Source organism: Candidatus Pelagibacter sp. FZCC0015 (assembly GCF_007833635.1).
Lineage (GTDB): Bacteria > Pseudomonadota > Alphaproteobacteria > Pelagibacterales > Pelagibacteraceae > Pelagibacter.
Map to the genome: position 1 here is coordinate 174,914 of NZ_CP031125.1, position 13,002 is coordinate 187,915.

The 13,002-nt window shown below is 31.2% G+C and carries 12 protein-coding genes; 4 read left to right on the forward strand and 8 right to left on the reverse strand.

What is annotated here, in order from left to right:
* Positions 1 to 9: 9 nt before the first annotated feature.
* Complete coding sequence (speB, locus tag DT059_RS00940) at positions 10 to 969, reverse strand: agmatinase (protein ID WP_145595973.1); 960 nt, start codon at positions 967 to 969, stop codon at positions 10 to 12.
* A gap of 53 nt (positions 970 to 1,022) precedes the next feature.
* On the opposite strand from speB, the gene DT059_RS00945 reads away from it, so the two are divergent.
* Both DT059_RS00945 and DT059_RS00950 read left to right on the forward strand, forming a co-directional pair.
* Positions 1,023 to 1,751 carry a putative zinc-binding metallopeptidase gene (locus tag DT059_RS00945; RefSeq protein WP_145595976.1) on the forward strand — a complete coding sequence of 243 codons (729 nt, stop codon included), beginning with the start codon at positions 1,023 to 1,025 and terminating at the stop codon, positions 1,749 to 1,751.
* Positions 1,748 to 2,398 (forward strand): peptidylprolyl isomerase, encoded by a 651-nt coding sequence (locus DT059_RS00950; protein ID WP_145595979.1) that lies wholly within the window; start codon positions 1,748 to 1,750, stop codon positions 2,396 to 2,398. Before DT059_RS00945 ends, DT059_RS00950 begins: the two co-directional genes overlap by 4 nt.
* On the opposite strand, the gene DT059_RS00955 is transcribed toward DT059_RS00950, so the two are convergent.
* The 7 genes from DT059_RS00955 to DT059_RS00985 all read right to left on the reverse strand — a co-directional run bounded on the left by DT059_RS00955 (position 2,391) and on the right by DT059_RS00985 (position 11,132).
* Positions 2,391 to 4,613 (reverse strand): 3-hydroxyacyl-CoA dehydrogenase/enoyl-CoA hydratase family protein, encoded by a 2,223-nt coding sequence (locus DT059_RS00955; RefSeq protein WP_145595981.1) that lies wholly within the window; start codon positions 4,611 to 4,613, stop codon positions 2,391 to 2,393. The two genes, DT059_RS00950 and DT059_RS00955, sit on opposite strands and share 8 nt — an antisense overlap.
* A 36-nt stretch (positions 4,614 to 4,649) precedes the next feature.
* Positions 4,650 to 5,504: an ABC transporter permease gene (locus DT059_RS00960; protein WP_145595983.1), complete on the reverse strand. Its 855-nt coding sequence runs from the start codon at positions 5,502 to 5,504 to the stop codon at positions 4,650 to 4,652.
* Positions 5,505 to 5,506: 2 nt separating this feature from the next.
* Positions 5,507 to 6,769, reverse strand: coding sequence for an ABC transporter permease (locus tag DT059_RS00965; RefSeq protein ID WP_145595985.1), 1,263 nt, complete (start codon positions 6,767 to 6,769; stop codon positions 5,507 to 5,509).
* 69 nt (positions 6,770 to 6,838) lie between these two features.
* On the reverse strand, positions 6,839 to 7,957 hold the full coding sequence (locus DT059_RS00970) for an extracellular solute-binding protein (RefSeq protein ID WP_145595986.1): 1,119 nt from the start codon (positions 7,955 to 7,957) through the stop codon (positions 6,839 to 6,841).
* A 128-nt stretch (positions 7,958 to 8,085) separates the two neighbouring features.
* Positions 8,086 to 9,171 carry an ABC transporter ATP-binding protein gene (locus DT059_RS00975; protein WP_145595988.1) on the reverse strand — a complete coding sequence of 362 codons (1,086 nt, stop codon included), beginning with the start codon at positions 9,169 to 9,171 and terminating at the stop codon, positions 8,086 to 8,088.
* A 45-nt stretch (positions 9,172 to 9,216) separates the two neighbouring features.
* The gene (locus DT059_RS00980; protein ID WP_145595991.1) at positions 9,217 to 10,386 is read right to left on the reverse strand and encodes a M24 family metallopeptidase; all 1,170 of its coding nucleotides are present in this window, start codon (positions 10,384 to 10,386) and stop codon (positions 9,217 to 9,219) included.
* A complete protein-coding gene (locus DT059_RS00985) occupies positions 10,386 to 11,132 on the reverse strand; it encodes a maleate cis-trans isomerase family protein (RefSeq protein WP_145595993.1) in 747 nt (248 codons plus the stop codon). Before DT059_RS00985 ends, DT059_RS00980 begins: the two co-directional genes overlap by 1 nt.
* A 58-nt stretch (positions 11,133 to 11,190) precedes the next feature.
* Between DT059_RS00985 and DT059_RS00990 the strand changes: the two genes are divergently transcribed.
* Positions 11,191 to 12,063, forward strand: a complete 873-nt coding sequence (locus DT059_RS00990) for a DMT family transporter (protein ID WP_145595994.1) — start codon at positions 11,191 to 11,193, stop codon at positions 12,061 to 12,063.
* Positions 12,027 to 13,001 carry an NAD(P)-dependent oxidoreductase gene (locus tag DT059_RS00995; protein WP_240704635.1) on the forward strand — a complete coding sequence of 325 codons (975 nt, stop codon included), beginning with the start codon at positions 12,027 to 12,029 and terminating at the stop codon, positions 12,999 to 13,001. Before DT059_RS00990 ends, DT059_RS00995 begins: the two co-directional genes overlap by 37 nt.
* The last annotated feature ends 1 nt before the right edge of the window (position 13,002 follow it).

Below are 13,002 nucleotides of genomic sequence, written 5' to 3' on the forward strand. Positions count from 1 at the left end.
ATCCTTTCTTTATGTTTTTGCAAATAAATTAGTTAATTCATAAACAATAGTTGCTGCTGCTAAAGAAGTTACTTCTGCATGATCATATGCTGGAGAAACCTCAACAACGTCTGCTGAAACTAAATTTAATCCAGACAAACCTCTTAAAACATTTACCATTTCTCTTGTAGTCATCCCTGCAATTTCTGGTGTACCAGTACCTGGAGCAAATGCAGGGTCTAAAACATCAATATCAATTGATAAGTATAGAGGATTGTCTCCCACTCTTTTTCTAATTCTTTCTGCTATTTTAACGGTTCCTTCTGTTTGAAACTCATCACAATGAATTATTTTAAATCCAAAACTTTCATCATTTTTAATATCATCTCTACTATAAAGTGGTCCACGAATTCCAACATGCATAGAAGCATCATCTAAAAATAAACCTTCTTCTCTTGCTCTTCTGAATGGAGTTCCATGAGTATAAGGTGCACCAAAATATGTATCCCAAGTATCTAAGTGGGCATCAAAATGAACTAAAGATACAGGACCCTTATTTTTTTTATTGATTGCTCTTAACAGTGGAACTGCAATAGTATGATCTCCACCTAAACTTATAATTCCTCCAACCTTATTTAGTAAATCTGTTGCGCCTACTTCTATTTGTTTGATTGCTTCATCAATACTAAATGGATTGCAAGCAATATCACCAGCATCAGCTACTTGTTGGATTTTAAAAGGCTCAACATCATAATTAGGATGATAATTAGTTCTCAAATGTCTAGATGCTTGCCTGATGCTTTGTGGACCAAATCTTGCTCCGGGTCGATAACTTGTGCCAGCATCAAATGGAATTCCAACAATTGCAACGTCACAACTTTCCACATCTCTTAGTTCGGGAAGTCTTGCAAAAGTGCTTGGGCCAGCAAATCTTGGAACTTTAGTTCCACTAACTGGTTGAATTGGATTTTTGTTTCTTTCTTTTTTCATTTTTTAATAATCTAAGATAATATTATCTAATCTAATTCGTCTATAATAATTTAATGAAAATTTTATTTTTATTTATTCTTATTTTTCATATTTCGCATGTAAATGCTGATGAAATTTATAATCTGATAAAAATTCCTAATTTAGAAATTTATAAATTAAAAAACGACAATAATATTCGTTATTTAAGCGCTAAAGGTAATTTTAAAATTGGTGCAAATAAGAACATTACTTGTGACAAAGTTGATATAAATAATTTAAATACAAAATTTCCTTTAATTGAAAAAAATCTTAATCGATATAATTCTAATTTTCTTAATAAGATAAAATTAAAATATATTGTATTTTGTGAAAATTTATTCATCTCTGAAATTAATACTGGGGGAATACCTGATAATAAAAACAGGACATTAATTTTAGATATTAATTTTAATAAAAAATATTTTGAAAGAATGATGCACCATGAAATTTTTCATATGATACAAAATACTCACATTGAATATTTTGATGAGGATAGATTTTCCTCTTTTAATCTAAAATCATTTAATTACGCTGAATGTTCAACTTGTTCTGATAGATTAAATTTAGATCTATATGAAAAAACTGATGGTTTTTTAACAGAATATTCTAAATCTATCCCATCTGAGGATATGGCTGAAATTTTTTCATTTTTAATGACTGATAAAGAAACAATTGAAGATAAAATTAATAGCGACAAAATCCTAAATAACAAAGTGAATTTTATAAAATTAAACTTAGCTAAAATAGATAAAAATATTTTATGATTAAAACTATTAAAGCCTCAAAATCAGAAAAAATTTTATTTATATTTTTAATTAGTCTTTCAATTTTTGCTTTTACATCTTTTTTTTTATTAAAAAATAAATGTCTATTTGTTGGAAAAAATAATTTAAGTAAACTTAATTTTAATGAACCAAATAATATTGCAGTAATGAATGTTGAGTGTGGAAATGTAATAATTGAACTTTATCCAGATATTTCTCCAAAAGCGGTAGAAAGATTTAAAATTTTAATTGAACAAAAAATGTATGATGGTTCTGCTTTTTATAAAGTTTCAGAAAATACTTTTGTACAAGCTGGAGATATTGAGTATGGAAATATAAATAATTTAGATTATTCCAAAATTGGTAGCGGAAAGTCTGGATTAGGATTGTTAAAATCAGAACTGAGCGATGATTTTAAATTTACAGAGGGAAGTGTAGGTTTTGCTAGAGCAACAGAATTTGATACAGAAGATAGTGAATTCTTTATTACATTAAAAGAAATTCCAATTTATCAAGGTGAATATACTCCAATTGGTAAAGTAGTTTATGGTTTAGATATATTAACTAAAATTAAAACAGGTAATAAAGCAATTTATGTTTTAAGACCTGATTATATTAAAACCCTGAGAATGTTTAATTCTAATTAACCAAAGGTTTGCCAGTCGACAATGTGTGTTTAATTCTTTCTTGAGTTTGTTTTGTTTCTATCAATCTCATAAAAGAGTCTAGTTCTAATTTATAAAGATCATCCTCTGACAATTCTTTTTCAATAGTAGTGTCTCCACCACTTAAAACGTTTGCAAGTTCAGTTCCAACATGCATACCATGATCTAAAATTACCTTTTCGTTGTATAATTTCTCTAAAACCTTAACCATTTTATCTTTCAACGGCTTTCCAGAAAGTTTGAATTTGCACTCTTCTGGAGGAACAAAATCATTATTTTGATCAATTAAATTTTTTGATTCCTCAAAAAGACTGTTTCTATTCATTATTTTTTTGTCGTCTGGTCTTAAATACTTTAATGGCTCAGCCTCGATTGGAGATGTAGCTGTTTTAGCATAACCAATAATATCAAAAACTTTTAGTGGTGCATAATCTGGGTCTGATTTTGCTTCTTCTGTTTGTGACCATCTCCACAACATTTCCTTACATCCCCCACCTGCTGGAACTAATCCAACAATAGTTTCAACTAATCCAATAACTAAATTTGTGTGTGAGGCAACAAAATTACTTTGAACTAAAACCTCAAAACCTCCTCCAAGCGTAAGTCCAGAGGGAGCTGATACAACTGGGTACTTAGAGTATTTTAAAGTTTTGCATGTATCTTGAAAATACTTAATGAATTTTTCAATTGATTTAAAATCTCCTTTATCAGCAAAATTCATAGTATAACTTAAATTTACACCTGCTGAAAATTGCATACTTTCATTAATTATTATTAAGGGTTTGTCAGTTGCATTTTTCAGTGCATCCATTGAGTCATAATCTAATGCACAAGCTTTTGTTGTAAATTCAACAATATTAAAATCTTTAAATCGATGAATTTCAGCTGAATTATTTTTATCCAGTTTAATTGCTAATGGTCTTATTTTTCCTAAAGTTTGAATGTCTGTATAAATTTGTCTTTCTCCATAGAAATTTTCATCTTTTGTTTTTGATAAATTTTCTAAAAATTTATTATTTTCAAAGCTATCAATTCTTTCAAAGAAATTATTAACTCCTATCGATTTCAACATTTCAAAAGGACCCATTGCCCAATTAAAACCAAGTCTCATAGCTTCATCGATATCATTAAACTTATCGGTAATTCCTGGAACCAGTGAAGATGCATATTTAATTATTTTTGAAATTACAATCCAAGCATACTCACCATACTTATCTTTTCGATTAATTAAATTATTGATGTCAACAGTCTCAATTGCTAAATCTATTTTTTTTGTTGCTGAATACTCTCCTGTTTCTAAATTAATTGCTTCTAAAATTTTTTGATCTCCACTTTTATTCATTCTATAAAAGCCACCTTTTCCTTTACGACCGGTGTAACCTGTCTCAATTAATTTTTTTACTAATGGAATTTCTTTTGCAACAATTTGAAATTCATCTTTATCAGAAAGTTCCTTTATAAAGCTTTTTAATACATCAGCCATCAAATCAATTCCAATCAGATCATACAATCCAAATACTCCTGTTTTAGGTATACCCATTGGTCTACCAAAAACTGCATCCGCTTCTTCAATTGAAAGTTTCATTTTGAATGCTTCCGTCATGGCAACCTGCATAGCATAAACACCAATTCTATTACCTAAAAACCCTGGGGTATCATTACAGATTATAGCTCCTTTACCAAGCTCAACTTCACAAAATTTCTTTAAAGAATTAATTTTATTTAAGTCGTTATTTTCGTTTTTAACAATTTCTAACAATCCCATGTATCTGACAGGATTAAAAAAGTGAGTGATACAAAAATCTTTTTTTTCTTCGTCATTTAGTTTTTCTGATAGAACTTTAATTGGAATTGATGATGTATTTGATGAAACTATTGCACCTTTTTTTCTATTCTTAAATATCTTTTCATAAATATTATGTTTAATATCAATTCTTTCTACTACTGCCTCTACCACCCAATCTGCATCTTTTACTACGTCAAAATTTTCTTCAATATTTCCAACATTAATATTGGTAATTTTGCTCTTATCTATTAGCAAAGGAGGTCTAGATTTATGAATTCTTTCTCTAGCTTTTTCGCTGATTTCAGTTGTTAAATCTAAAAGAGTAACTGGTACGTCTGCATTACATAAGTGGGCAGCTATCCCACTACCCATTGTACCAGAACCAATAACTACAACTTTTTTAATTTCCATAGTAACTTCTATATATGAATAAATTATTTGGGTAAATTATCTATTTATTCCTCTTAATCTCTCAGATCTTCTTCTTAATAATTCAGCAGTTACAAGAATTAAAGTTGATAAAAGAATTAAACAAGTTGCTACTGCAAGAATTGTCGGGCTCAATTGTTCTCTTAAACCAGTCCACATCTGAACAGGAATAGTTGTATTTTCTAAACCTGCTAAAAACAAGACAACTACAACTTCGTCAAATGAAGTTACAAAAGCAAATAATCCTCCTGAAATAACTCCAGGTAATATTAATGGAAGAGTAATCTTCATAAATGTGTTTACTGGATTACTTCCTAAACTCGCTGCTGCTCTTGTTACACTGTGATCAAATCCAGATAATGTTGCAGTTACAGTAATTACAACAAATGGAGTTCCTAGTATTATATGAGCAAAAACTATTCCTGTATGCGTTGCTGCTAAACCAACCTTTGCCATAAAGAAAAATATTGCAACACCTGATATAATTAATGGAACAATCATTGGAGAAATAAGAGTAGCCATTATAATTCCTTTGTAAGGCATGTGCCTACTACTCAATCCTAAAGCCGCCAAAGTACCTAAAATTATTGAACCAATGGTTGCAAATATTGCAATAATAAAACTATTTTTTGCAGCTAATCCCCAAGGATTTTTAGTTCCATAAATCATATCTTTGTACCATCTTAAAGAAAAAGCATCAGGATCAAGATTCTTCATTCCCTCAGAAAAAACTAAAAATTCCTCGGCATTAAACGATAATGGAAATATTACAAATAGTGGCGCAATTAAAAAGAAAAACACAAATGCACAAATAGTTAAATAAACATAATGCCAAATTCTATAACGCGTTTCTGTATAACTTGGTAATGCCATATTTATCCTAATTTAATATTATCTACTCCAACTAGTTTATTATAAATCCAATAAATAACTAAAACACCAGTTAACAACATTAATCCCATTGCAGAGGCAAAGCTCCAATCTAAAGTTTGTTTCATATGGAATGCAATTTGATTACTAATTAAAGTTCCTGATGCTCCACCCACTAATGCTGGAGTAATGTAATACCCAATTGCCAAAATAAATACTAACAAACATCCCGCTCCTATACCTGGAATAGTTAATGGGAAATAAACTTTCCAAAATGCTACGAAAGGAGTTCCTCCTAAAGATTTTCCTGCTCTCATTAAACTAGGTGAGATTGTTTTCATCACACTGTAAAGTGGAAGAACCATAAAAGGTAATAATATTTGTGTCATCGCCACATAAGTTCCAACTTTATTGTACATCATTTCAGGCCTGCTATCGTCTGCAACCAATCCTATCATAACAAAGAAATCATTAACGACCCCTTGTTGTTGTAGCAAAATCATCCAACTTGCAGTTCTAACTAATAATGAAGTCCAAAAAGGTAGTAGAACACAAATCATTAATAAATTTGAATACTTCATTGGCAATGTTGCGAGTAAATGAGCTATAGGATATCCCATTAAAAAACAGAATACTGTTACAAAAAACGCAATTTCAAGCGTTCTTAACCACAAAATTCTATGAATTCTTCTATCTTCATCTACTTGAGCAATACTTCCATCAGCAGCATAGTACATGTCCATACCTTTTAGATATTTAGCTAATGTATAAGGTGGTGCTGTTCTTTTTATAGCCTGCCAATACTCGACTTTACCCCAATTTTTATGGACCTTCATCATCTGTTCTTTGATGCTGACACTTTCATCTATCTTTTTTCTTTTAATATTTCTAAACAATCTTTTAGTTGTTGAATTAAAACCGTTTTTTTCTTTATTTAATCTTTGGCCAAGTTTTCCATGTTCTTGTTTCTCAACAAGAGCTTTGTAATCATAATAAAAAGCAGAAAAAACCTCTTCAGGTGGTAACTCTTGTCCATCCCAACTTTCCATTTCCTTAAATGTTTTTGGAAGCATATTAGTAATCATTTTGTCATCAATACTTCTTGTAAACATTTCTCCAATTGGAAATATATAAGTGATGATCAAAAATAATAATAAAGGAGCTACTAGAAGAAATGCTTTAATCTTATTCTTCCGTTCAGCTTTTTTTAAACTGACCTCAAGTGGTATTCCGTCAGTTGTTAAAATTTGTTTTGTTTCAGAGCTCATAAAAAAATAGGGCGGTTATTAGATAACCGCCCTAAATATATTATATAAATTCAGTGATTAAAACTGAAATTATAGGCCTGCTTTGAAAGCTTCCCACTTCTCACCAATCTCTGTTCCATAGTCAGCCCAGAAAAATGGGTCAACTAAGAAATAGTTTTTAGTGTTAGCAGGAGCTGTTGGCATTTGAGGCATCATTTCTGTTTTGCCATCTTTGTACCATGGCTCACCAGCAGTGATAACATCAAGAGAAGATTTTCTCCATGGAGCATATGCAATATACTTCGCACTACCAGCTAACATCTCTGTGTTAGTCATCATAGCTAAAGCTTTTTTAGCATTTGCTTCATCTGGACCACCCTTAACTAAAGCAAAGTATTCGTAGTCAAGACCTTGACCATCCCATACTTGTTTAATTGGAGCACCTTCACCAACTTCAGCGTTAAAGAATCTTCCGTTCCAACCAGTTGCCATCACAACTTCACCAGCAACTAGTAATTCAGGTGGTTGAGCACCTGCAGACCAGAATACACATCCACCATTTGGATCTGTACATAGTTCTTTAATCTTGTTTAAAGCTCTATCAATTCCGCCTTCTTCTAAAAGTTTTCTATAAACTCTAGTTCCACCGTCACCTAACTTAACACCGTCAGCAGCTAAAGCGATTTCTAAATTAGTTAAAGCACTATTGTAGATTGCTCTTTTTCCAGGGAATTTTTTAGTGTTAAAGAAATCCTTAATTGTTTTAGGCTCTTTACCACCGAATGCTCTTGTATCAAAAGCATAGTTCCAAGAATATAAAATGTTACCTACAGCACATTCACTTGGCATTCCTGTGAAGAAGTCTTCACTTGCAGGAGTTCCATCTGGTGCAGCTGGGAAGTCTTTATCAAAATCAAATTTAACAAATAAACCTTCGTCACATCCGTTAATAGTATCGAATGCAAATAAGTCTATGATATCCCAAGTTATAGCACCCGCTTCTTTTTGTGCTTTGATTTCTGATAAACCACCAGAATAGTCAACCCAGTTGATTTCTATTCCAAGTGCTTTAGCAGTAGGATCACCATACCCAAGCTTTTGAGACTCTGTGTAAGCTCCACCCCATGATGCTATTGTAACAGCAAAGGCTGAAGAAGTAAGAGATACAACAAAAGAAAGAGCTAGTAATAATTTACTTAGTTTTTTCATTATTCCTCCGTTTAAACGTTGATATAAATTAATTTATATAAGTAAAAGTACAACAAATAGATAAAGTGAAGTCAACAGCTGATTTTGTCTTTAAAATGTATATTAGATATACATATTTTTAATTGAAATTATTTTGGGTCTAATGCTCTAGCGTCAACACTATTCCACCCAATATTTATATCTTGACTAACTTTTAATTCTAAATTGGATGTACTGTTAGGAACTTTAAGAATAAACTCAGAACTTCCTAAAAGATTTAATCTAACTCTTGTATGATCACCATGATAAATTACTTCCTCAATCTTCCCAGTAAACATATTATCCATCTTATCAGTTGGATTTATCAATGCTCTTTCAGGTCTTAATGAGACTGTTGTTTTCTCACCTTTAGACTTAACAGAAATTGGATTAGCTAATATTTCTGAGTTTGCTAATTTAACTTTACATTTATCTTTATCTATATCCACAACTTCACCATTGAAAGTATTGTTCTCACCTATGAACTCAGCAACAAAAGAATTTACTGGCTTCTCATAAAGCTCAGCTGGATTTGAAAGCTGTTGAACTTTTCCATCATTGAATACTGCAATTCTGTTTGACATAGTTAATGCCTCACTTTGATCATGAGTTACATACACAACTGTTACACCAATACTTTCATGAATATGTTTTATTTCATATTGCATGCTTTCTCTTAAATTTTTATCTAATGCTCCTAGAGGTTCATCCATTAGTACTACTGCTGGATCAAATACTAGGGCTCTTGCAACTGCTACCCTTTGTTGCTGACCACCAGAAAGTTGAGCAGGCATTCTAGTTTCGAAACCACTTAATGAAACCATAGATAATGCTTTATCAACTTTTTTATCTATTTCATCTTTTTCAACTTTTCTTACTCTTAATGGAAAAGCCAAATTTTCATAAACTGTCATATGTGGGAACAATGCATAGTTTTGGAAAACCATTCCGATCCCTCTTTTATGTGGAGGAATATTCGAAATTATATTTCCATCTAATAATATTTCACCATGAGTTGGAGTTTCAAAACCAGCCAACATCATTAAACAAGTTGTTTTACCTGAACCAGATGGACCAAGCATTGTTATGAATTCACCTTCTGCAATATCTAATTGAAGATCTTTGACGACAAGAACCTTGCCGTCATAACTTTTATCTACTTTATCGAATTTAACAAACTCTGGATTTTTAGACATAAAGGTGAATATAAAACATTTGTGTAAATAGATTTCAATAGCTAATTAACTCTTAATATGAAGCTCTTTTGGAAAATTACATAACAATTCTGATCCATTCTCTGTAACTCTTATAGCCTCAGATGCTTCAACACCCCAATCACCGAACTGCATCACTGCTATCATATGAAAGCAAACATTAGGTTCTAAAACTGTCATATCTCCTTTATAAATATTAAGAGTATGCTCACCCCAATCAGGAGGATAACCAATTCCTATTGAATAACCTGTTCGAGATTTTTTTTCTATTCCGTATTTATCTAAAATTTTCCAAAAAGCTTGTGCAACATCATCAGCTGTATTCCCAGGCTTAATTTGACTTATGCCTGCATTTAAAGCTTCAATTGTTTTGTTCATTGTATCAATCTTTAATTGATTGGGTTTTCCAAGCAGAACTGTTCTTGCCATTGGAGCATGATATCTCTTATAAACTCCAGATAATTCAATAATTGTAGCCTCTCCTTCTACAAATTTATCTTGTGTTGCTGTTAAATGTGAAGCTGAAGTACCCTTCCCTGTTGGAAGTAATGTTGCAATACTAGAATATTCTCCTCCAAATTCTTCTGTTCCATAGAATAAAGTTTTTTGAATTTCACCCACTGCATCGCACTGTCTGACACCTGGTTTAATAACCTCCATTGCAGTTTTCATTCCTTTTTCAGAAATTTTTGCAGCAGATTTCATGAAACCTATTTCAGCATCTGATTTTACTAACCTTGCCCAATTAACTAGACGATCGCTATCTTTGATTTTTGCATTAGGTAATCCTTGCTTTATTTTCTCATAACAAAACGCAGTGAAGTAATGCGCATCCATTTCTAATCCAATGCATAAATTATCCCATTTTCTTTCTTTTATAATCTCTACCAAATTATCATAAGGATGTTTTGGCCAAGTATGGATATAATTTTCGTCATAAACTAAAATATTCTCATCCTTTAAATAAGTTTTAATATATGCGCCACCCGCATCTTGAGCCCTAACAAAACATAGAGGCTCTTCTGCATCTATATGAACAATTGCACATTGAGCATAATAAAAAGACCAAGCATCATAACCTGTTAGGTAATTCATGTTATTAGTGTCATGTGAGATTAAAAGATCGATGCCTTTTTCTTGCATCATTTTTTTAACTTTTGTTAATCTTTGTTTATATTCTTCTTTTGTGAACAACATTAATTTTCTTTAAATAATTTACCAAATCCCTCGACAGAGTTATTTTTATTTATTTTAACAAGAGTGTCCCAAATTAAAGCCTGATTACTAGATAAAACTATAGTATTTAATTTTTTCTCTAATTTATCAATAATTGGCAATACTGGTAAAGCAGTACAAGAAACAAAGAGTGCTTCAGCCCCATTTAAATCTATTTCAGATAGAACATTATATAAATAATTCTGGTCAACTTTTCCGATATCGTAATCTGCTTCTATATCAAAATAAGAATTTGAAGTAACTTCAAATCCTTCGTTTTTAAAATATTCCAAAACTTCATCGTTAAGTTTTTTGCTATAAGGTGTAAATAGACTTATCTTACTAATATTTAACTTCTCTAAAGCTTTAATTGCAGCGGTGCTTGGTGTTGTCACTTCTGCCATAGGTTTTGCAGCTTTTACTTTTTTCTCTATAGATTCATAACCTGCGGCTATTGTTCCAGATGTGCAGCCATAAACAACACAATCGATATCCTGATCAGGTAATATATCTTTTGTTACCTCAGTTACTTTATTTGACATTTTGATCAAATTTTCTTTTGTTAGTGGGTTATAGCATTCGATACGATTTACAAAGAAATCAACTTCTCTGTCTTTAATTACGTTTATAAAATCTCTTTCAATCATAAAATCGCTTGCAAGCGCAATAAGTCCAATTCTTGGATTTGATTTAGTAATATATTTGGGATCTATTTTTGTTGAATTCATATTTTAAAAGGTGAATATATCAGAAGTTCTTTAATAATCATTAATATAAAAGATAGGTATGAATATAAAAGATACTTTTGTAGCGTCCTTGGTGCCTATTTTTTTAGGCTTTGGTTTTGTAATAGCTAAACCAGCATTTGAATCTTTTCCTCCTATTCTTTTGATGGGCATAAGATTTACTTTTGCAGCATTATTGTTGATATGGTGGTTTCCAATCCCAAAAGGTTATTTAAAAAGAATATTTGCTGCATCATTAGTCGCTAATACTTTACAATATAGCATTACTTATTCAGGGTTAGATTTAATTGATGCATCGGCAGCAGTTCTTTTAGTCCAAACAGAAGTTCCGTTTGGAGTTATTTTTGCTTACTTCATTCTTAAAGAAAAACCAACTATTAGAGCTTTGATTGGTATAGCTATCGCTTTTGTTGGTGTTTACATTTTAACTGGATCTCCTAACTTGGATGGAAAATTTATTGGAATTGGTCTTACAATATTAGGATCAGCTGTATGGGCTCTTGGACAAGTTATGGTTAAACCATTAAGCAAAGAAATAAATCCTTTAGCGTTAGTTGCTTGGTTAGCCTTATTCTCTGGACCAATATTAGTGATATTATCTTCAATAATAGATGGAAACACAATTAATTATTTAACAAATGCAAAATTTGATCATTGGATTATTGCAATTTATATAGGTTTCATCATGCAACCAATTACTTATGGTTGTTTCTATTATGTTTTGAAAAACAACCCACTTTATAAAGTACTACCGATTGTAACTATGGGGATACCACCAACAGGTTTATTAGCTGCTATTTTTCTTTTAGGAGAAAAACCAACTCCAGAATTATTTATAGGTGGTGCAATAATCATAGTTGGTGTGATTTTAATTGTATTTACAAAAAACAAAAAAGAAGAGGAAATAAAATGAAAATAGGATTTATTGGTTTAGGTAATGTTGGAGGAAAACTTGCGAGAAGTTTATTAAGAAATAACTTTGATCTTACAGTAAGAGATTTAGATGAAACTATAACAAATTCTTTGAAAGACTTAGGTGCTAAAGTTGCAAAGTCTCCAAAAGAATTAGCTGAACAATCCGATTTAATCATTACCTCTCTTCCTTCTCCTGAGGTTTCTGCAGAAGTTATGGAAAGTGAAGGTGGAATTCTAAATGGTTTATCAGAAAAGAAAATTTGGCTAGAAATGAGTACCACAGACGAAAATGAAGTAAAAAGACTTGGAAAAAAAGTAATAGAAAAAAAAGCTATCCCTTTGGATGGACCAGTGAGTGGTGGATGTCATAGAGCTGCAACAGGTAATATTGCTATATTCGTGGGTGGAGAAAGAAAAGCATTTGAAAAAATTTTACCTGCATTAACTGTTATGGGTAGAAAAATATTGCACACTGGTGAGCTTGGTACAGCAAGTGTATTAAAAGTAATTACAAATTATCTAGCATCTGCACATTTAGTTGCATTAGGTGAGGCTTGGACTGTAGCAAAAAAATCTAATTTAGATTTAGCAAAAACCTATAAAGGAATTGCTATTTCCTCTGGTAATTCATTTGTGCATGAAACTGAAAGTCAGGTTATATTAAATGGATCTTATAATATAAATTTTACAATGGATTTGGTTTTAAAGGACACAAGTCTATTTGACAATCTTGCAAAAAAACTGAACGCTCCTTTAGAAATTTCTCCACAAATAGTTGAAATTTTTAAAGATGGTCAAAAAAAATATGGTTCAAGAGCTTGGTCATCAATGATTGTGAAAAGGATGGAGGATTTAAATAATATTAATTTTAGAGCAAATGGTTTTCCTGATGAGTTGGTTGATAATGAACCTGAGGAAAAAGGATATGAAATTTAAT